Consider the following 21,021-nt stretch of genomic DNA (forward strand, 5'->3'; position numbering starts at 1 on the left):
GCCCCTCAGGGGTCGCTATCGCATCAAATAATGTGCCGTCGATCAACCTTCCTTTATATCTAACTTGCACATAGTCCGTTTCAGATGGCGTTTTTCCAGATCCTTGTTTTAAAACTTCTATCTGAAGCCCTGAAGCCGTTACAGTTACGTTCTCGCGCGCAGAGTTAGTTACTAAATATGCTTCATTTTTTTGCTTCAATTCCTCTAGTACTTTATCGTTTGCAAGCTGTCTAGAACGCTTTTTCATTTCACTGATTAACTCATCAACATCCTGCACGCTTATTGATCCTTTTCCATTTAATACATCAATAAAGCCTTTAACAATGAGCTCTTTGTCGAGAAGGTTGTCAGCTTTACTTTCCCTTTCTATGTGTGTACTTGCAAAACGCCCGAATTGCGCCCCGACAGCGTAAGATTGCCTATGGTTGAGCTCTGAAGCCTGACTGTAGTGTATTGCATGATTATCCTCAGAAGCAGAAGGATCAACGAAACACCCACCCATTAGTGGCAAAAATGGAATCAAGTAAATTAGACCGCGTTTGTTATTATTCTCTCTCATTTTTATTGCCCAATATTTTATGACCATATTGAGTCATCCTACTTTGTAGAGCACTAAAAATTCCAAGCTTTACTTGTGACATTTTGTATCATTCGGAACCTGCCATAGAAGCGTTTACTTCCTTATCTGAACTCGGGATAAGAGGTTAGTTAACCAACTAAAATACCTAATCTCAAACGCGAGCCAAATGCTATTTCTTAATACAAGGCAAATTTGTGCATCAATAGCCAGCCTATTACAAGCAAAATCGTGCTGATGTTTTCTAATTGATTGGAGAATGAATTCAATTGATATAAAAGAAGTGAGCAGAACATTCATCGGTGCCAAAAACAGCGGTGAAACTGGCGCTCTCGCTAGGGATCGAACCTAGAACTTGGCCTCCGGAGGGCCACGTGATATCCATTTCACCACGAGAGCGTCTGCAATATAATAATGCTAAGTGCTAACAAATACCAGACAATGTTTGCTATATGCCTAATTAGTAACCTATTTTTTAAAAAAAGCTGTACTTTGAGCAAAAAACCAGTTATTCAACTATGCTTTGAAAATAATAATATAGACTGATACGACTGCCCGCACAGAAGTATCATGATACATCATGAGGATCCCAAGTATGACACCAATGACCACAGAGCAAGTTGCAGAGTTTCTTGACGTTAAAGTTGAGCGCGTAAGACGCTTAGCACGAGAAAACTTGCTAGTCGCTAAAGACACTGACGCCAGTGGCGAGCCTATTTTTGATAAAGCCGATGTTGAAAAATACAAAGAGCTTGCTCAACGATTAGGCGGTATCTAAGCCATTTTCTATCATTTAGCCAGTATTGTAACTCAAGGAGTACGATGTGCTGCTGGCTCAGCTCAATGCGAATCAACCCACAGCTTGAGTAACTGCCGAAGCTTTTTAGCTTCGTTTGCGATCCCGCGTTGCTCGTACCATTGAATGCTAACAATCAAATAGGCTTGGCAAAACACCGTGAGCTTTAGCTGCGCGTATACTGGCATTGGCTGTTCTTTTAAAGCAAAGTAAGACTCAACGACCGTCATTGCCCTTTGGGTATCATAGTTAAAGCTACACACCAGTGCGGCTAGATCAAAGAAAATATCGCTATGACATGCATATTCAAAGTCGATGAGGCGAATACCTTCAGGGCTTTGAATAATATTACTCTCGACTAGGTCATTGTGGCAAAACGCGATGTCTTCAGGTAACCCAGTAAGTGTTTTGACCAACCACTCAATATCAAGCAATTGATGTATAGGCTCATCAACCGTTTGAATATAGCCAACCAAATCCAGCACCTCGTAAACCTCAAGTTCAAGCTGATGTACTTGCAGAACTTGTTCAAGTAGCGATGTGTTCAGTGAAGGAGAGCCGCATACCTCTGGCATAAACGTGAAAACCGCCATGCGAGTCTGTAAATCGTACTGTAATACCTTAGAGGTGATCCCTTGTACTGCCAATATATTTTGCGCCTTCAGTGCAGCAACAGGGACACCATGGCTATAGCACTTTAGAAGATACTTTTCACCTTTGCTCACCAGTAAGTAGTTTTTGTTACTTACTCCTTTCGTGAGCTTTTCAAGCTTATCAATTGGGATATTAAAAACCGCACTAGCACTTGCTGTTAACGCTTCAAGCTCAGAGTGTTGCAAGTGACTTTCCTTGTTTAGCCTCAAACTCTTCGTACCAACGTTTATAACCCCAACATGCCATCAAGGTATAGAAAATAAATAGCACCAAGGTAGGGTAAAAGCCTTTGAGGTAATAGAGGTAGATTGATGCGGCATCAATGACAACCCAATATAGCCAATTCTCGAGGATTTTCTTCGCAACTAAGTAAGTGGTAACTACCGCGAAGCAAGTCGTGAAACTATCTAAATAGGCGAGATCTGCCGCCATATAATGTTTAGTAAAGTATCCGAGTAAAATAGACACTACGGAAGTAACAGCAATGATCACAAGGTGCTTCGATAGTGACCAAGAGATGATTTCACTGGGTTTATTTTTATCACCTTGGCGCCACATCCACCAGCCAACCACGGCCATAACCATATAGTAGAAATGTAACAAGGACTCCATGACTAATGCGCCATTCCAATACAGCACGGTATAAATAAATGTATTGATAAAGGCAACAGGCCAACACCAGATATTTTCTCTGATTGCCAATAGCAAATACGCTACCGCAAGCACTACAGCAATGTACTCCCAACTAGACATTGCGGTGAAACCTGAAAAAAGTTCAGTAAGCCACTCCATTAAACAACCGCGCTATCTGCCGGCGACAAGTCGCCTGAAATAAACTTGCAAACAAAGATACACTTGCCATAACTTTCAAATGAACGCTTCATTTCTTGATTCAGTACCTTGGTCACCAAATCAAAGTCACCAAACACTTGGGTAGACATTGTATTGGTGATCACTTTCAAGCCTTCATGTTCATTTAACCTATCAATGAAGCCTTTAATAAACGGAATGTAGTCTTGATGCAGTGGATATTTGCTTATTTCAACAGAAACTTGCATGGGCGCTCCTTACAAATAGCAGCCGATTATTAATATTGCTGGTTTAGATTTTCCCCACCGGTAAAGTCCGACTTCGGGGTATAATTAATCCAATCTTGCTGATAGGTAATTTTACCTTTTTCGTTAAACTTTAGCACTATAAGAAATCGCCAAGGCCCTAACTCGCGTGACGCATAATTAAAGCGGTTAAAAACGCCTCTAGCAACCACGGTTCGAGTCGTGGTATCGACGACCTGATCTTCTATCACTAAGACAGGTTGCTCATCTAGCACAGCAAAACTCCCAGCAGACCAATTCAAAAAAGCCATAATTTGCTCTTTACCTTGTGCCTTATGACCAAAAACCATATCTTCCAGCACAGCATCTTCTGCATAGAACTCGATAAACTGAGTAAAGTTTTTCCGCTGAGCATAGGTATTAAAGTAAGCGTCAGCGTGGTTGATGAGTGTATTTTTCTTACTGCTATTAATCGAATTACTACAACCACTCAGGATTAATATAACGAATAACAAGAATCTATAGCGCATCAAAGCCACTCCAAAAGCGGTAATAATCGGGTATAAAAAAAGCGCCTACAGCGCTTAATTCAATGATAAGAAAGTGTGTATTCTTATACTGTTACTATACCCAATGGTTTAGCGGTTTTCCACGCACCACGAGTAAAGTCTGGAACACTCAAAGATTCACTGCGATTAGCGACCGATTGAACTGATAACGGGGATATAACAGACCAAGCGGCGCCATCATACACATCCTGATCCAACGGCTCGCCATTGCGTAGACAATAAATCATGCGCCAAAACATTAAAAAGTCCATACCACCATGGCCACCATTGCGCTTGGCTTCTTCACCCATTTTCGTCCACAGAGGGTGGTCATATTGCTTGTACCATGACTCCATTTCATAATCCCACTCATGGAAGCTTTTCGTACCGCCTTGCTCTAGTGCAATACGGTTTGGAAAACCAGCAAAGACACCGTTTGTACCTTGAATAAGATTATGACGAGAATATGGCCGAGGCGTTGTAGTATCATGCTGTACCATAATACTACGCCCTTTGATGGTTTTAATCATCGTGGTGTTCATATCACCGGCAATGTAATTCAACTGGTTGCGCTCATGATCTGCTGGAAACTCCCGTTTTGCATACGCTGCACGGCCAAGGGCTGGAGAGCTCATTGAAGTAAGATAATCAAAGCGATCACCACGGTTGATATTCATATATTGAGATACTGGCCCTAACCCATGGGTCGGATATAAGTTACCATCTCGTTTAGTATGCCAATGGGTTCGCCACGATCCGGTTTTGTGCTCAATTTCTTTCATTTGCCAGCGTAACTCGTGAATATAGGCAGCTTCACCGTGTAATAGTTCACCAAATAAGCCTTGTCGAACCATGTTGAGCACCATCAATTCATCTCGACCGTAGTTGACGTTTTCCATCATCATACAGTTCTTTTGTGTGCGCTCTGCGGTATCAACGATTTGCCACATTTCTTCAACGGTTAATGCCAGTGGCACTTCAACAAAAGCGTGCTTACCACTGTTCATAGTATCGATGGCCATCGGCGCATGCCATTTCCAAGGGGTTGAAATGATAACGATGTCAATATCATCCCGATTAAGCATTTCTTGATAGGCTAAATCACTGCCACGATACAGGGCCGGCTTTGGTAAACCTCGCTCATTGACAAGGTAACTGGCTGACTTTTCAAGTACTTCATTATGGGTGTCACAAATTGCCACGATCCGCGCACCATCAATATGGCTCATTCGTTTAACGTGCCCATAACCTCGTTGACCTACACCAATAAAGCCAACGCGCACTACATCCATTTTCGGTGCAACAAGTCCGATGACTGAACGACCCTGTTGCTTAGGTGTAATACTGTTATTTGAATTTGAACTTGCGCACCCAGCAACAACACTGGCAGCCGCTGCGGCTCCCGCGGCTTTTAAAAAATCGCGGCGGTTTATATTTTTCATTCTTACTCCTAAACGATACTTCCTAACAGCAGAAATGCTGGTGCATATCAAGCTAACCTATCCCAATCTTAGGTTCAAAACATTGCGATGAAGATGCAAAAAAGACGCCTGAAGCGCCTCTTTATACCAATTGAGCGTTAAACAACCTGAGATTTGGATAAGGAGTGAGCTAACTCCTTATTTTTAGAATCACATTGAATTATTTCCTTATCTAGCAGCCAGTTTTGGGGATAACACCGCTTACGCGTCCAGCTCTCGCTAAGGTACCTACACCCATGTAGGCAAGGCGAATTTACGCAGTTAGCGTTAAAACTGCCTGCTAGAAAAGTATTAATTATCCGCAGCTCAGGTTAAATAGCTCTGATGATGTGAGTCAAGCTTGATTCTTTTTCTAACACACTGGAATAGAGCGCAAACTGATTCTTAGCACGGTCAAGATTGTGATCCGCTCTGTGCGTGGCAAAATAATTATCCCCATCAAGATAGTCTGTTAAAAATCTAAGACCAATCATAAATGGCATCACTTTGGCACCAAGAATAAAGCTTTCTTTCTCAACTTCCGTCACGCTATCTTGAAGTGGCTCGATATATCCTTTCGCGAGCGCAGCGAAGATAGTCTCTCTTACTTGTACTTTATCCAAGTTAGTTGAATCTTCAGCCTCAGGAGAGCAAAAGGTGCGAACCATATCGCCAAAATCAAACAACCAGTTACCCGGCATACAGGTATCCAAATCTATTACAGCTCTGGCCTTGTCACTTTGAGTAGAGAACAGCATATTATTGATTTTAGTATCATTATGACAAGCACGAAGCGGGATCTGCTTTTGTACTTGCTGTAATTCTTCAGCTAGTGTGAATTGCTGTTGAAATGCTTCAATAACATCGCCGCATTGTGCTGCACGACCATGTTCATCTTTTTCCAATACTTTATTGAAGGCATCAATACGCATCGACAAGTTATGAAAATCAGGGATCACATAGTGTAACTGTTTAGCATCAAAGTCATTTAGCGCATGTGCAAATTGCCCAAACGCATTTGCGGCTGTGAGAGCCTGCTGTTCATTTGCGACAACATCTTCACTGTAACTACGACCAATAAATGCAAGCGCACGCCAAACTTCGTCGTTGATATCAACTAAATATTGGCCTGAACTCGTTGCTACATGTTTGATGATCGCAAGACTATACTCACCATTTAACGCTTTAGCGGTTAAATGTCGTTCAATCGCTCGTGCATTTTCGACCAAGTGTTCTGGATTTGGAAAAACAGTCGTATTCAGCTTTTGCACCACCATTGTGTTATGCGTGTCTTGCAGCAGCATAGTGCTATTAATGTGGCCACTACCGATTGGCTTCATTGTAGCTTTTTCACTAATGAGACCATACTCATCGGCTAGTTGCTTTGCAACGGCTTGATACTCCATGTTCACCTCAAAAGGAGTTATGTCGGATATTGTCGTGTGGAGATTATTATCTTCCTTGACGTGCTTCATGTATTTTTCTTGCGACAATGTTGAGCTCGCTCTTATAAGTTATGCCGTACCAATGAGATCTTGCTTGATAGACAGACACCGATTGTGCAGCAGTATTGATACAGTGTTGGATACAGTCTGGTAAATAATACTCGGTTTTGACACCGTTGTCATAATTCTTTAAAAACAGGTCAAAACCAGCTTTTAGCGCAGTAAATAGTTCTGGTGTAATACCCCAACAAGTCATTGAAGCCAGCGCCATGCTATCAATATGGCAACGAGCGCCGTCTATATCACCGAACAGTTCACCATTTTCTAATTGAATATTCAGCGCTTCCTTAACCGAGTGTAGTAGCCCACTCTGCACCTGACAAACACCGCGGTTTACGCCACCTTGCTCTGATAATGTATTAATTATTGGATACGCTACCATCGCCATATTATTGTGATGTTGAAAGTGCTCTACCAGTTGTTCAAATGCATCTGGCCCATAGTAGTCATCTGCGGTAATGACAACTGCGGGTTTATCAACATGGGATTTAGCACAAAGCAACGCATGCCCTGTGCCCCACGGCTTTTCCCTTCCTTCAAGACAGTGTATAAACTCGCCGGGAATATCGTTCACACGCTGTTCAACCAGTATCACATTTATTGCAACTGGTAATCGCGGCAAAATGACGTCTTCGACTAAACTTCGCACTTTATCATTGATGATCAAAATTACATCTCGAATACCCACTTGGTGGGCATCAATGATACTCAGCTCCATGATGCTTTTATTGATGTTTGGTAACTCAGCTACTTGCTTGTTGCCGCCAAAACGGCTTCCTAGCCCGCCTGCTAAAATAATAAGCGCGGGGTGTTGTTCGGATCCTATCATTGAAAAAATATCAAAATTTAAATTAGCTGGTTAGTGTACTGAGCTTTTGTCTAGATTAAAAGCAATTGCGAGGAAGTCCCCCCCCGCAATTAGTATTATAGGTGTGAGAACTAATTAAACTTTTGGCATAAGTATTTTACTTCTTGATACTCAAGCAAGCCTTCCTGCGCGCCTTCTCTACCTACACCTGAGTATTTCACGCCACCAAAAGGCGCGACAGGGTTTGAGATAATCCCTTCATTGATCCCAACCATGCCATACTCAAGCGCTTGGCTAACTCGTCGAATTTGAGCAACATCATCGCAATAAAAGTAAGCAGCTAATCCCTCAGGAACTGAATTTGCCATTGCAATTACATCGGCTTCTTCAGCAAATTCAATCACACTCAATATGGGAGCAAAAATTTCTTCGTGGAAGATCCGCATCGAGCGAGTCACTCCCACTAAAACGATGGGCGCCATAAATTGTCCTGAACATGCTTCCCCCTGATAAACAATGCGAGCTCCCTTTTCCAGTGCATCTTCTAATAGACTTTGCGCCTTTTGCTTCGCCTCAAGCGAAATCAATGGACCAATATCTACCCCTTCCACTAAGCCGTTTCCAACCTTAAGTTGCTCAACTCGCTGCGTTATTTGTTTTATCGCCTCAGCGGCAATATCCTGTTCGATGAAAACACGGTTAGCCGCAACACAGGTTTGCCCCGCATTTCTAAACTTTGCAGCCATTAAACCATTTATCGCTTCTTGGAGTTTTGCACTATTAAAGATAATAAATGGTGCGTTCCCACCAAGCTCCATTGACGTTCTTTTCACGGTGTCTGCACACTGTTTTAGTAACGCACTGCCAACTTGAGTTGAGCCGGTAAAGGTTAACTTACGCACATCTGGCGACGCGGTGAGATGTGCGACTAATCCTTTCGAATCATTGGTTACTAATACCTGAAAAGCACCAACTTCCATCCCGGCTTGGATAGCCAGCTTAGCTAACGCAATAGCCGCAAGGGGAGTTTTCTCTGAAGGCTTCAAAATAAAACTACACCCTGCTGCATAGGCAGGCGCAACCTTTCTGGTGATCATCGCAAGGGGAAAGTTCCAGGGCGTGATCCCAAGTACCACACCCACTCCCTGTTTAATCGTCGTGAGCTCATGTGCTTGCGAATGACTAGGAATAACTTGCCCGTAAGCGCGTTTTACTTCTTCGCTATACCATTCAATAAATCCTGCTGCATAATCCGCCTCAGCCAATGCTTCTTTAAGTGGCTTACCTTGTTCTTTGGTGACGAGCTCAGCAAGCGATTGGCGGTGCTCTACAACCAAGTCGTACCACTTTCTCAATACTTTACTTCGGGCATGCGCTGTTGTCTTAGTAAGCTGCTCAAAGGTGTCAACAGCAGCTCGTAGTGCGGAATCGGCCGCCCCGCTATCCGCTTCACCAACCTGAGCAATACAGGCTTCGGTTGCGGGGTTTATTACTTCTACGTAACGCTCAGTAGGGTGTGCTTGGCCATTGATAAGTGAGTATTCTGGATTACTGATGAGTGACATAGCGTTCCTCCTAGAAATGCAAAAAGCCGCAGTGAGACACTACGGCTTTTATAAAAGTAGTCAGTAACAACCTAGGTTGTTAGCTGCACTTAATGGTCTTCATTAACGATATTGAGATTGTACTTTGGAATTTCAACCACTAAGTCTTCATCGTTAATAATCGCTTGGCAGCCTAAGCGCGATTCGGCTTCAAGCCCCCAAGCTTTATCTAGCATGTCATCCTCAAGCTCATCACTTTCTTCAAGCGAGTCAAAGCCTTCACGGATCACGATATGGCAAGTAGTACATGCACATGACTTTTCACAGGCATGTGGAATACTAATACCATTTTTTAATGCCACATCAAGTACAGTTTCACCGGTTTTTGCTTCAATTGCAGCACCTTCTGGACATAACTCTTCATGTGGTAAAAAGATAATTTGTGGCATATTACACCTCGTCTACCGACTGCCCTTGCAGTGCCTTTTTAATTGATTGGTCCATACGGCGTGAAGCGAACTCACTACTCGCCTGATCCACTTCTTCGATCACATTTTTAATCTGATCTGGATTGTCTGCACTTTCACGCATTTGTGCAAGCTTTGTCATTGCATCGCGTAAGGTCTCAAGCTCATCTTCAGACAATAAGTGACCGTCTGTTGCCAACGATGCTTCTAGCGCTTCTAATACTCTGAGTGCCTCAACCTGCTGCTCTTTCAGCATACGTGCAGTCATGTCTTCTTTAGCATGGCTCATGGAGTCTTTAAGCATTTGTGCTACTTGGTCATCGCTCAAGCCAAACGACGGTTTCACTTGGATCTCTGCCTGCACACCTGTCGACTTTTCTTCAGCAGAAACACTCAATAGACCATCAGCGTCAACTCTGAAAGTAACGCGAATGTGCGCGGTGCCTGCCGCCATTGGCGGAATGCCCTTTAAACTAAATTTAGCTAAGCTACGGCAATCATCAACTAGCTCACGCTCGCCCTGCAATACATGCAATGACATCGCCGTTTGACCGTCTTTAAAAGTAGTAAACTCTTGTGCGCGTGCAACAGGAATTGTGGTGTTGCGCGGTATGATCTTCTCAACCAAGCCACCCATGGTTTCCAAACCTAAAGATAGTGGCAGTACGTCGAGTAACAGCATATCAGAGTCGGGCTTATTACCTACTAAAATATCTGCTTGAATAGCAGCACCTAACGCTACAACTCGGTCAGGATCGATGGATGTCAGCGGTTCTTTAGCGAAAAAGTTGCCGACCTCTTCACGTACCACAGGCATACGAGTTGATCCGCCAACCATCACAACCTGTAACACTTCTTCTTGTGTTACATCTGCATCTTTTAGCGCTCGACGGCATGAACGTAGTGTCTTTTTAACCAAAGGCATCGCCATTTCGGCAAATGTTTGGCGAGTGATCGATACTACAAATTTTTCGTCGCGAACTGGTAACTCAACGTTAACTGTCTCGTAGCTAGATAACGCTTCTTTACAAGCTCTGGCTTTATTAATAAATAGACGTAATTCGTTTGGGTTTAAATCAAATAGCTGAGTTTGTTGTTTAAAGAAATCAACCAGTAGTGAGTCAAAGTCATCACCTCCTAGGCTTGAGTCACCGCCTGTCGACAATACTTCAAATACCCCTTGGTTTAGGCGTAAGATAGAAATATCAAATGTCCCACCACCTAAGTCATAAACCGCTATCACGCCTTCTTGGCCTGAGTCTAGCCCGTAAGCGACCGCCGCCGCAGTCGGCTCGTTCAGCAACCTTAATACTTTTAGTCCCGCAAGCTCAGCGGCGTCTTTTGTACTTTGTCTTTGTGCATCATCGAAGTATGCAGGAACCGTGATCACCGCTCCCATTACATCCTCACCGGCAAAGCTATCGACAGCGCGTTGATGTAAGGTTTTTAGGATCTCAGCAGATGCTTGAACTGGACTCACCGCACCAGTCACCGTTTCGATGGCAAGTGAACCGTTGTTTTCAACAAAGTTATACGGCAATTGGCCATAGCTTTGCTCTATTTCGGCTTGTGTTTTACCTAAAAAACGCTTTACTGAAATCAAGGTGTTGGTAGGGTCTTCAGCTGAGGCTGCTTGGGCCTGCTCACCAACAATAACCTCAGAGTCCGTATATCTGACTACCGAAGGTAGCATGGGTTTACCCATTAAATCGCTGAGAGTTTTTGTTTCGCCACTTTGTACAGTGGCAACCAGTGAGTTGGTAGTGCCTAAGTCAATACCAATTGCTAATTTATGCTCATGAGGTGCCGCGCTCTGCCCCGGCTCAGCAATTTGCAATAATGCCATAATGCTCTTTTCACTTTAACGTTTGTTGATGCCAAGCATCATCAATCGAATAATTCATCTTCGATACGTGCCAATTCGTCGCGTAACTTATAGACAAATTTTAGCTTACGAATGTTGTCCGCTGCCGATTCTAATATGCTAACGTCATCACTTTGTAGCTGCTCAGCCAGCGAAGCGCTGAACTGGGTATCTAACGCTTTGATTTGCGTTTCAAACTCTGCTATTGCGCTATCAGGATCGGCGGCGCTAGGCAGTTCTTCTAACGCTTCACGTAACTCCATCTGCTGCATCAAAAACATGGGGTCTTGTAACGTTTGTTGCTCGGCACGAATATCAACACCCTTCTCGCTTAGCATATATTCAGCACGCTTAACGGGGTGCTTAAGTACAGCTAACGCATCATTAATCTCTGCTGTTTTTTGTACCGCAAGTAATTTTTCTCGTTCACTTTTACCAGCGAATCTATCGGGGTGAACCGCACGTTGTAGCTCTAAATAACCTTGATTTAGTTTGTTTAAATCAACGTGATAATCAACAGGTAAATCAAATAATTCAAAATAACGCATACGTACCTAATACAGCAAAGCCCCACCAAGGCAGGGCTTTAAGCTATTCACTGTTGCAAACTATACGGTGAAGCTTTCGCCACAACCACATTCGTCTTTCTGATTGGGGTTATTAAATTTAAACCCTTCATTCAGACCTTCTTTTGTGTAATCAAGCTCAGTGCCGTCGATATAAACTAAACTTTTCGCATCAACGATGATTTTCACGTCTTTGTCTTCAAAAACTTCATCACCTTCGTCTAAGTCGTCGACAAATTCAAGAACATAAGCAAGACCTGAACAGCCCGTGGTTTTAATACCAACGCGCAGCCCTATGCCTTTTCCACGGTTACTCAAAAAGGCTAATACGCGATTAGCGGCTGCATCTGTTAACGTCACTGCCATAATAGTCTCTTACTTCGCTTGTTTACTCTTATAATCTGCAATCGCAGCTTGAATCGCATCTTCTGCCAAAATCGAGCAGTGGATTTTCACTGGTGGCAACTCAAGCTCAGCACTGATGTCTGTGTTTTTGATGGTGGCAGCTTCATCTAGTGATTTACCTTTCACCCACTCAGTTACGAGTGATGAAGATGCAATCGCGCTACCACAACCATATGTTTTAAACTTCGCATCTTCAATGATGCCAGTGTCAGATACTTTGATTTGTAGCTTCATTACGTCACCACACGCAGGTGCACCCACCATGCCTGTTGCAACGCTCGGATCATTCTTGTCTAAAGAACCTACGTTACGTGGATTCTCAACGTGGTCGATAACTTTATCACTGTAAGCCATAACTATTTCCTCACTACCTGCTTGCGGCTGGAGCGTCCCCAGCCAGCGGCTAAAACTTGCTTAATGGTGTGCCCATTCAACGCTATCTAAGTCGATGCCATCTTGGTGCATTTCCCAAAGCGGTGACATCTCACGTAGGCGACCAATTGAATCTTTGATCAGATTGACGGTGTAATCGATCTCTTCTTCTGTCGTAAAACGACCAATACTAAAACGGATTGAGCTGTGCGCTAACTCATCATTACGGCCCAATGCACGAAGCACGTATGAAGGTTCTAAGCTTGCTGACGTACATGCAGAACCTGATGATACGGCAATGTCTTTAACTGCCATCAATAGGCTCTCACCTTCAACAAAGTTAAAGCTGATGTTTACAATACCCGGAACCGATTGGTCGATAGCGCCGTTAAAGTAAACTTCGTCCATATCCATTACGCCATCTAGCAAACGCTGGCGTAGCGCACTGATGTGTGCATGATCTTTTTCAAAATCTTGCTTTGCGATTCTAAATGCAGCACCCATGCCCACTATTTGGTGTGTCGCCAAAGTACCTGAACGCATACCACGCTCATGACCACCGCCGTGCATTTGCGCTTCTAGACGTGCGCGAGGTTTACGGCGAACATACAACGCACCGATCCCTTTAGGGCCATATACTTTGTGGCCAGAAAACGACATGAAGTCTACTTTTAGCGTTTGTAGGTCAATTTGTACCTTACCAGCGCTTTGTGCTGCATCAACATGGAACATAATCTTACGTTCACGACACATTTCACCGATGGTTGCGATATCTTGGATAACACCTAATTCATTATTTACATGCATTACGCTGACAAGAATAGTGTCTTCACGCATGGTTGCTTCAAGCTTTTTCAGGTCAAGCAAGCCGTTTTCTTCAACGTCCATATAGGTTACTTCAAAACCTTGACGCTCAAGCTCACGACAGGTGTCGAGTACTGCTTTGTGCTCAGTACGTACTGTGATGATATGCTTGCCTTTCTTTTTATAGAACTGCGCAGCACCTTTGATTGCAAGGTTATTTGACTCAGTTGCACCAGATGTGAAAACGATTTCACGCGGATCAGCATTGATTAAATCAGCGATATCATTACGCGCCTGATCAACCAGCTCTTCTGCTTGCCAACCGAAACGGTGTGAACGAGAAGCTGGATTACCAAAGTTACCATCCATTGTCAGGCACTGCATCATTTCGTCTGCAACACGCTGATCAACCGGAGCGGTTGCTGCATAATCTAGATATATCGGTAATTTCATTTATCTCTCCGCTTGACGTCAACCTAGAGTTGACAGCTCACTTGAATATTGTCTAATTGCTCGATAGCACGTTTAACGTGCTTATCTTGCCGCGTTGCAACGGACTGTACGTCTGTATCTGCGACTAACTCGGCTAGGGAAATATTATTTAAAAACTCTTCAATTCGCACACTTAGGTCAGACCATAAAGAATGAGTCAGACAACGCATACCACTTTGGCATCCGCCGCCTTCGCCGTGACAACGTGTTGCGTCAACAGACTCGTCAACAGCATTAATCACATCACCAACAGAAATCGTGTGTGCGTCGCGACCTAATAGGTAACCGCCGCCTGGACCACGCACAGAGCTTACTAAGCCATGTTTACGTAGGCGGGCAAATAATTGTTCAAGGTAAGATAGCGAAATCTCTTGTCGCTCTGAGATATCAGCCAATGGAACAGGGCCAATATTTGCGTGTAACGCAACATCTAACATTGCTGTCACGGCGTATCTGCCTTTTGATGTCAGTTTCATGCATAACCCCCGCTAATTTACCAAGCCGCAAATTTTAATTACTTGACTAGGATAGTCAAGTATTAACCAAGCATAATAACCGCTTTAGATCTGCAACTGCTTACCCGAAATACCTGAGTAATTTAATCAGGTATTGTGGATATTGTAATTACCTGAGTATTTTAGTCAAGTATTATTGATGAAGATTTATGCAGGTATTTTGTAGGGATTGGAGTGCTGATACTTGAGCAGGACGAGCGTACCAAAGCCATTAATACGCTCGTTGAATTCGCTTTATTACTTTGTTGACTTATCAATTGAGCTTAAGATCCCACGGAGGATGTTTAGCTCTTGATCTTCAGGACGAGCACGATTAAATAAGCGCTTTAATTTCGTCATCACCATCCCAGGGTGCTGTTTGATGATGAAGCCGGTGTCATTTAAGGTATTTTCAAGATGCTCATAGAATAACTCCATCTGCTTAGATGAAGGATAAACCGCTTCATCCACCTCTTCAGCTGGTGCTTCTAACGTGTCTAGATAAGTCATTCGTGTTTCATAAGCCAGCGTTTGCACTGCCATTGCAAGATTAAGCGAACTATATTCAGGGTTAGCTGGGATGCAAACGTGGTAGTTACATAGCTGTAGCTCTTCATTGGTCAAGCCGCTGTTTTCTCGACCAAATACCAATGCAACTGGACCATTGACTGACTCAGTAACCAATTTTTGTGCACACTCGCGTGGATCAACCATCGGCCATGATAAAGTTCGTGAACGTGCACTAGTACCAATGGTTAAAACACACTCTGCTATTGCTTCTTGAAGGGTATCTACTTTAGTCGCTGCCCCCAACACATCGGTTGCGCCCGCTGCTAGGGCACTTGCATGACTGTCTACTTCGCAAGCCGGATCCACTAAATAAAGTTTAGATAACCCCATTGTTTTCATCGCTCTCGCAACAGAACCTATATTGCCAGAGTGTGAGGTGTTCACTAATACAATTCGAATATCTTCTAAAGCCATTTACACGAGTCTCAAACAAAAATAATGGCGCAGTGTAGCATATCTCATTTACGTTTATCCAAGCTCCACAATCAGAAATTAAAAATCTTTGCACAGCAAGGAAGTACAAAAAACGACCAAATAAATTTACAATTGGTTATTTACTTTAGACAAAAAACCGCTAGAATACGCCGGCTCAAAATGATCCTGTTCTTTTACAACCTAAAGGTAATGCTATGCATCCAATGTTGAACATTGCGGTACGCGCTGCGCGTAACGCGGGTAAGGTTATCCTACGTGCAAGTGAAGATTTGTCGCGCGTTGAAGCTACTCAAAAAGGCACTAATGATTTAGTAACGAACATCGATAAAGATGCGGAATCAATCATTCGTGATACTATTTTAAAATCTTACCCTGATCACGCTATTGTTGGTGAAGAATTTGGTCACCACGAAGGCAAAGATGCAGACTACCTTTGGGTTATCGATCCTCTAGACGGTACTACTAACTTTGTTAAAGGTATCCCTCACTATGCCGTTTCTATCGCGCTTAGAGTTAAAGGCCGTGTAGAGCAGGCTGTTGTTTATGATCCAATTCGCGATGAATTATTTACCGCTTCTCGTGGTCAAGGCGCACAGCTAAACAACAAACGTATTCGTGTATCCAAGTCAATTGAATTACAAGGCACAGTGCTTGCGACAGGCTTCCCTTTCAAGCAAAAGCACCACATGGATGCCTACCTTGAAGCGTTCAAAGCACTATTCATTCATACAGCTGATATTCGCCGTGCAGGCTCTGCCGCTTTAGACATGGCATATGTTGCTGCAGGTCGTATGGATGGCTTCTTTGAAATTGGCCTTAAGCCTTGGGATACAGCTGCTGGTGAACTGTTGGTAAAAGAAGCAGGCGGCATGGTCACTGATTTTGCAGGCGGTGCTAACTTTAACCGTAGCGGCAACATTATCTGTGGCGCACCTAAGCTTTGCCAAGCGATTGTAAAAGAAATTCGCCCAGTATTAACTGAGTCATTGTTAAAATAATGCAATGAGCTTTTGGAGATAGTTCAATCAGGGCTATCTCTATACAGCTCTGTAACCTCATTTGAATTATATTCAAGAAAGTTAAAACTCTAAAAATATTATTATTTATTTTTTATCAAAAGTTTACTCTACCTCGTCTACAAACGTCCCTATAAACTATTAACATAACTTGAACAAGCCACTTTACATTACCAATTAAAAACATCAACTAACCTCCTTTAAAAACAAGAAAACCCTCATAAATCAACTTCATTAGCGCATCAATTTATACAGCTTTCATCAAAAACAAAGAAATAGATTTCAAAAACAACTATGCAAAACCAGCTAATAGTAATAGCAAACCAACATGAAAAATACAAAATAACCATAAAAAAACTCAAAAATGATTGAGAAACCTCCTACTATGTAAGTGCTGGCCAGCATTTATTACAGTACATTAAAACTAAAGGAGATTTGTATGGAACTATTAACTGAAAGCATTAACTTACTTGGCAGTTTTGACTCTCAAATAATGGGAAATCAACTTTTTGACCCTCAAGCGCTCGACCCTGTTTTTGTTATCCCCATAATTATCATTGTTTATTAAAATCTTAATACTCACTCAGTTTGAAGGGGGAGACCTGAAACTAATCACGTTAACTTTTCATTTAGAGCGAATAAATAGAAAACATTCCCCTTGCCTATATTGATGTCGAGACTGAGCAGGATGTGGTATCAATGTTATATACCCCCTCTCAAAGTAGATTTCTCAATTAAGAAAACTGGTATAACTAATAGCGTTTGATTGAAAACTCAGCGGTAACGCTATTCACTAATTTAAATACTCAAAAATTAAAAATCATTAATAAAAGAGTTTAAGAGGATGAACTGCAAGGATAGTAATATGATTGAGTCAATCGACCTATTAAAGGTAAAAAATATACTCTCTAATAATTTAGAGTCCAAAGACAAAATAAATAATGCAGGAAATCAAAGAGTGGTTTTATATGAAAATAGTGAAGTAAAACTGCTTGCTTGTGTTGGAAAAACGCTAAGTAACAAAAGATTAATCAATAGTGGTAAAAAAGTCATTAAGTTACTAAAAGGCTCTCTACAGATAAGATCTCTGCATGTTAAAAAAGAACATAATGGTACTACAACGTACTATTTACCTTGCTCTTCTCTGAGCACAACTAAACTATGTGTCGAGTCAGTATTTCATTGTGAAGAAGATATGGCAATATCTATCGACACTTCTTCAGACAGCATATGGATTGAGCAGTATTCCAAGCTCTCAACCTCTCCTTATAACGTCATCATTTGCGCTGATACAATGCGAACAATTCAAATTTCCTTAATAAACCATGTTGACGCTAGATTATTTAATTTTATTGAAATACTGGCAAGATCATCATGTGAAGACAGTCTGAATGCGCTAAAGCAACTTATAAACCATTATGTGGATGAAGTCGCTTGGAGAGCAATAGAAGGGTTAAGTTCACGCTCCCCAGATTTATTAATACCCTTGCTGCGAAAAATAGAATCAACACATGAGTCAAAGATTGTACGTAACAGAGCACACCAGTTGCTGATCCAAGGTGTTTAAAAGGGGTAATCTATGGCAATTTTTTATAACAACTTTAAAAATAGTTCGCCGTTAGAGCTGGATACTTTTATCAAAATTATCACTGACGCATACTTAAAGGATAATTCATTAGCAGAGAAAACGCTCCGTACCATGGCTGAAACTTTGCATCGCCTCAGCTTAAACAAGTACTTTCTCACTAGAAGCATATCTAATCGAATTTTAAGAGAGGAAGGTATTGAGCGCGACTTTTTCTCTGGCCATGACTCTTATGTAGTACATGTAAATCACGACCCTTTTTTCCAAATTAGGTTGTGCTTTTGGCACCCATCCAACGCTAAAAATTTAACACAAAACCCTGTTTATAGCAGTTTACACGATCACAACTTTCCCTTTCTTACCACGAATTATTTTGGCCCTGGTTACTGCTCCCAGTTTTATCAATATGATTATAACGACTCCTTATCTCCAGGTCAGTTATGCAACCTCAGGCCAACACATCTACACCAGCTAACTAAGGGAGAAGTTGTCTTTTACGAACCGTCATTAGATGCCCATTTACAAATACCACCACACGCTTTTTCTGTCTCACTCAACCTTATGTTTGAGGTAAACCACAATAAACAATTTATCTTTAATAAAGAAACTGGTGCAGTTAAAAATGTTGTATCTAGGGGAGCTGATATTGCAAATGAACTTTTACGGAAAATTCATTATGCATAGTCACCGACTCTATATACTTTTAACCTTATCTATCGTCATACTACTTCAAGGGTGTAGTGTGTTAGGAAAAATATCAGAAGCAACAGTAGAAGCAGGTACCGTTTCGTGGCAAGCACAACCTCTCTCGATGCGAGAAAGCTACCCAGTGTTTATTAAAAACACTTACTATACCGCAGAGCTAATGACATCTGATATTAAAACATGGGAGATTATCTTACTATCATCAGTACCACTACCGAATGCTGTGAACCAAGCTTATACTGTACTCTCTTACACCCAAGATGAGTCAAAGGTAAGTCAACGATTTAATCTGATTTTAAAGCAAAGCGACGAAGTCGAGGAAACGCCATTCAAGTACCGCTACATCTTTAAATTTCCTGATGAGAGTGTCGAGTTTTTTGAAACCGGAAAGTCTATGCGCTTTGCCCGTCAAGCGGATAATTTTGACTTTTACTTGATCCAACCATTATTTGAAAGTAATAAAATACCAGTACAAAAAACAAAGCTAGAATATAAGCTGCTTCCAGAGTATGGTTCTTTTTCAGTGGGGGATCTTATGCGAAAACTAGTTTATATGGATGATGAAAAATGGCTGGATTTTTGTGAAGACCCAAATTATATCTATGACAAAACTACCGCTTGCGGTCAGGTGACAATTCAAGAGAACTGATCACTAAGGGACAAGCTGGGGTATACTCACTTTGTCTATTGGCTTTATTAAGCTTTGCTAACTATAACTAACCTGAGGTTTGAATAACTATAACTAACCTGAGGTTTGAATAACTATAACTAACCTGAGGTTTGAATAACTATAGTAGATCAATCTATTTCTTATCCAAATCTCAGGTCAAGTGGCAAAATGCTAGCCTTATCTTGAAAGAAAGCGCTTCTTTCAGTGATAACGGGACATAAAGCACGCTATTATCTCAAAGGCTTTCTAGCCTAAAAATAAACTACTTTTAGTATTACTGTTAGTTAACCAACTAATATACCTAAACTCAAAAGCTTAGGATTATTCTAGCCAGAAGTTATTTCTTAATACAAGGCTAATTTGTGCGACAATAGCTGGCCTATTGCAAGTAAATTTACTGCAGTAGTAAGGGATAACAGCTGCTAGAACACAAGTTGTTATCCCGAGTTCAGGTTACTTAATCTCCACACGGGCTGAGCGCATCACGATTTCGTCGTTTAGCTCAATACCAAGTCCCGGTTCTTCTGATACTGTAAAGATACCGTTCTTAGGCTGTGGATCTTGTAAGCATAGCTCCCTGTTCCACTTTTTGATTGCATAAGTGTGGTGCTCATGGATCAGGAAATTTGGGATCGCGGTTTCCAAATGTAGTGAAGCTGCGGTTGCTACTGGACCGCCACAAACGTGCGCCTGAATACGAATATCAAAAATATCGGCGTAATCACATACTTTCTTGGTTTCCGTAAAGCCACCACATAAGCCAATATCTGGCTGCAGTACATCAATACTTTGATCTTCAAAATAAGGACGAACACCCCAGCGATTATACAAACGCTCACCACCAGCGATTGGCACAGAAGTCTTGTTTGCTACTTTTGCATGTAAAGAGTGATTAAGATAATTCACTGGCTCTTCATAGTACATACAATCAAATTCTTCGGCGATGTCTGCAATTTGAATGGCCGATGTTGCACCTGGTAAGCTGTGGCATTCAAAAATAATGTCCACTTCATCGCCTACCGCTTCACGGATCGCTTTCATTCTTGCACGGTATAATTTCATTTCCGCGCGGGAGATTAGCTTAGTTCTATCGTAATACGTGTTGCCATCTTTGTCGTACTGAATAGGATCAACTTTAACCGCATCGTACCCTTCTGCAATGGCTTTATGTGCAGCTTCAGCATACTCGTGTGGTTGAACAAGCGCCTTAAATTCGCTATCCCAGTCAAACTGTAATTGCGAGGCATAGGTACGAAGTTCAGGATTTACTTTTCCACCAAGTAATTGATAAACAGGTAGGTTTAAGGCTTTACCTTTAATATCCCAAAGTGCGGTATCTATTGCCGACATCGCCGCATATACAACGGGTCCACCACCTAAACCCCAAAAGCTTTCTCTAAGCATACGCGACCAAAGCAGCTCGGTTTGAAAAGGGTCGTGACCAATTAAAAAGGCTTCAGCCATTTCTTTGATCATACTGGCCGCAGCGCTGTGACCTAAGTCGTATGCAAGCCCGGCTTCCCCAACTCCTGAAATGCCTTCATCAGTGTGAATACGAACAAAAACGGGTGTCCAAGCAGGTCTTTCTGGACAGTGAATATCGAAGACTTCGACGCGATTAACTTTCAT

General features: G+C 42.1%; 24 protein-coding genes and 1 tRNA gene. 6 read left to right on the forward strand and 19 right to left on the reverse strand.

All coding sequences use genetic code 11. From position 1 onward, the window contains the following. Positions 1-586 (reverse strand): FKBP-type peptidyl-prolyl cis-trans isomerase N-terminal domain-containing protein (locus tag CEX98_RS21050; protein WP_277948941.1); only part of this gene is annotated, 586 nt, incomplete at its 3' end. 315 nt (positions 587-901) lie between these two features. Beyond that, positions 902-976 (reverse strand) — tRNA-Arg (locus CEX98_RS21055). Positions 977-1,172: 196 nt separating this feature from the next. Between CEX98_RS21055 and CEX98_RS21060 the strand changes: the two genes are divergently transcribed. Then, on the forward strand, positions 1,173-1,355 hold the full coding sequence (locus tag CEX98_RS21060; RefSeq protein ID WP_010378988.1) for a helix-turn-helix domain-containing protein: 183 nt from the start codon (positions 1,173-1,175) through the stop codon (positions 1,353-1,355). A 62-nt stretch (positions 1,356-1,417) separates the two neighbouring features. Here CEX98_RS21060 and CEX98_RS21065 read toward each other — a convergent pair whose 3' ends face one another. From CEX98_RS21065 to trmJ, 16 genes are all read right to left on the reverse strand, one after another. Continuing rightward, complete coding sequence (locus CEX98_RS21065; protein WP_099643955.1) at positions 1,418-2,212, reverse strand: phosphotransferase; 795 nt, start codon at positions 2,210-2,212, stop codon at positions 1,418-1,420. After that, positions 2,199-2,819: a nicotinamide riboside transporter PnuC gene (pnuC, locus tag CEX98_RS21070; protein WP_099643956.1), complete on the reverse strand. Its 621-nt coding sequence runs from the start codon at positions 2,817-2,819 to the stop codon at positions 2,199-2,201. Before pnuC ends, CEX98_RS21065 begins: the two co-directional genes overlap by 14 nt. Then, positions 2,819-3,085 carry a YkoF family thiamine/hydroxymethylpyrimidine-binding protein gene (locus tag CEX98_RS21075; protein WP_099643957.1) on the reverse strand — a complete coding sequence of 89 codons (267 nt, stop codon included), beginning with the start codon at positions 3,083-3,085 and terminating at the stop codon, positions 2,819-2,821. The genes pnuC and CEX98_RS21075 overlap by 1 nt, the downstream gene beginning before the upstream one ends. Before the next feature lie 29 nt (positions 3,086-3,114). Then, complete coding sequence (locus tag CEX98_RS21080) at positions 3,115-3,612, reverse strand: nuclear transport factor 2 family protein (RefSeq protein WP_099643958.1); 498 nt, start codon at positions 3,610-3,612, stop codon at positions 3,115-3,117. Between the two features lie 83 nt (positions 3,613-3,695). Beyond that, complete coding sequence (locus CEX98_RS21085) at positions 3,696-5,072, reverse strand: Gfo/Idh/MocA family protein (protein ID WP_099643959.1); 1,377 nt, start codon at positions 5,070-5,072, stop codon at positions 3,696-3,698. A gap of 350 nt (positions 5,073-5,422) precedes the next feature. Further along, positions 5,423-6,496, reverse strand: coding sequence for a phosphotransferase enzyme family protein (locus CEX98_RS21090; RefSeq protein ID WP_099643960.1), 1,074 nt, complete (start codon positions 6,494-6,496; stop codon positions 5,423-5,425). Between the two features lie 46 nt (positions 6,497-6,542). Then, complete coding sequence (locus CEX98_RS21095) at positions 6,543-7,424, reverse strand: nucleotidyltransferase family protein (protein ID WP_099643961.1); 882 nt, start codon at positions 7,422-7,424, stop codon at positions 6,543-6,545. Between the two features lie 110 nt (positions 7,425-7,534). Next, on the reverse strand, positions 7,535-8,968 hold the full coding sequence (locus tag CEX98_RS21100) for an NAD-dependent succinate-semialdehyde dehydrogenase (RefSeq protein WP_099643962.1): 1,434 nt from the start codon (positions 8,966-8,968) through the stop codon (positions 7,535-7,537). Positions 8,969-9,057: 89 nt separating this feature from the next. Beyond that, on the reverse strand, positions 9,058-9,396 hold the full coding sequence (gene fdx, locus CEX98_RS21105) for an ISC system 2Fe-2S type ferredoxin (protein WP_099643963.1): 339 nt from the start codon (positions 9,394-9,396) through the stop codon (positions 9,058-9,060). Between the two features lies 1 nt (position 9,397). Then, on the reverse strand, positions 9,398-11,260 hold the full coding sequence (gene hscA, locus CEX98_RS21110) for a Fe-S protein assembly chaperone HscA (protein ID WP_099643964.1): 1,863 nt from the start codon (positions 11,258-11,260) through the stop codon (positions 9,398-9,400). 41 nt (positions 11,261-11,301) lie between these two features. After that, positions 11,302-11,826: a co-chaperone HscB gene (gene hscB, locus CEX98_RS21115; RefSeq protein WP_099643965.1), complete on the reverse strand. Its 525-nt coding sequence runs from the start codon at positions 11,824-11,826 to the stop codon at positions 11,302-11,304. 60 nt (positions 11,827-11,886) lie between these two features. Then, positions 11,887-12,210: an iron-sulfur cluster assembly protein IscA gene (iscA, locus tag CEX98_RS21120; protein WP_010378967.1), complete on the reverse strand. Its 324-nt coding sequence runs from the start codon at positions 12,208-12,210 to the stop codon at positions 11,887-11,889. Positions 12,211-12,219: 9 nt separating this feature from the next. Further along, positions 12,220-12,603: a Fe-S cluster assembly scaffold IscU gene (gene iscU / locus CEX98_RS21125; protein ID WP_099643966.1), complete on the reverse strand. Its 384-nt coding sequence runs from the start codon at positions 12,601-12,603 to the stop codon at positions 12,220-12,222. Between the two features lie 60 nt (positions 12,604-12,663). Continuing rightward, entirely contained in the window at positions 12,664-13,878 is a 1,215-nt protein-coding gene (locus CEX98_RS21130; RefSeq protein WP_099643967.1) for an IscS subfamily cysteine desulfurase, read from the reverse strand. Between the two features lie 23 nt (positions 13,879-13,901). Further along, on the reverse strand, positions 13,902-14,393 hold the full coding sequence (gene iscR, locus CEX98_RS21135; RefSeq protein ID WP_099643968.1) for a Fe-S cluster assembly transcriptional regulator IscR: 492 nt from the start codon (positions 14,391-14,393) through the stop codon (positions 13,902-13,904). Between the two features lie 276 nt (positions 14,394-14,669). Then, complete coding sequence (gene trmJ, locus CEX98_RS21140; RefSeq protein WP_099643969.1) at positions 14,670-15,395, reverse strand: tRNA (cytosine(32)/uridine(32)-2'-O)-methyltransferase TrmJ; 726 nt, start codon at positions 15,393-15,395, stop codon at positions 14,670-14,672. Positions 15,396-15,610: 215 nt separating this feature from the next. Here trmJ and suhB point away from each other — a divergent pair, with 215 nt between their 5' ends. From suhB to CEX98_RS21160, 5 genes are all read left to right on the forward strand, one after another. Continuing rightward, positions 15,611-16,414 carry an inositol-1-monophosphatase gene (gene suhB / locus CEX98_RS21145; RefSeq protein WP_099643970.1) on the forward strand — a complete coding sequence of 268 codons (804 nt, stop codon included), beginning with the start codon at positions 15,611-15,613 and terminating at the stop codon, positions 16,412-16,414. Between the two features lie 457 nt (positions 16,415-16,871). After that, the gene (locus CEX98_RS23515) at positions 16,872-17,000 is read left to right on the forward strand and encodes a hypothetical protein (protein ID WP_277948942.1); all 129 of its coding nucleotides are present in this window, start codon (positions 16,872-16,874) and stop codon (positions 16,998-17,000) included. Positions 17,001-17,297: 297 nt separating this feature from the next. Beyond that, positions 17,298-17,999, forward strand: a complete 702-nt coding sequence (locus CEX98_RS21150) for a HEAT repeat domain-containing protein (protein WP_099643971.1) — start codon at positions 17,298-17,300, stop codon at positions 17,997-17,999. A gap of 12 nt (positions 18,000-18,011) precedes the next feature. After that, positions 18,012-18,701: a hypothetical protein gene (locus CEX98_RS21155; protein WP_099643972.1), complete on the forward strand. Its 690-nt coding sequence runs from the start codon at positions 18,012-18,014 to the stop codon at positions 18,699-18,701. A 58-nt stretch (positions 18,702-18,759) separates the two neighbouring features. Beyond that, entirely contained in the window at positions 18,760-19,371 is a 612-nt protein-coding gene (locus tag CEX98_RS21160) for a hypothetical protein (protein WP_143484366.1), read from the forward strand. Positions 19,372-19,845: 474 nt separating this feature from the next. On the opposite strand, the gene CEX98_RS21165 is transcribed toward CEX98_RS21160, so the two are convergent. Next, on the reverse strand, positions 19,846-21,021 hold the full coding sequence (locus CEX98_RS21165) for a mandelate racemase/muconate lactonizing enzyme family protein (protein ID WP_099643974.1): 1,176 nt from the start codon (positions 21,019-21,021) through the stop codon (positions 19,846-19,848).

Source organism: Pseudoalteromonas piscicida, assembly GCF_002744175.1.
Taxonomy (GTDB): Bacteria; Pseudomonadota; Gammaproteobacteria; order Enterobacterales; family Alteromonadaceae; genus Pseudoalteromonas; species Pseudoalteromonas piscicida_B.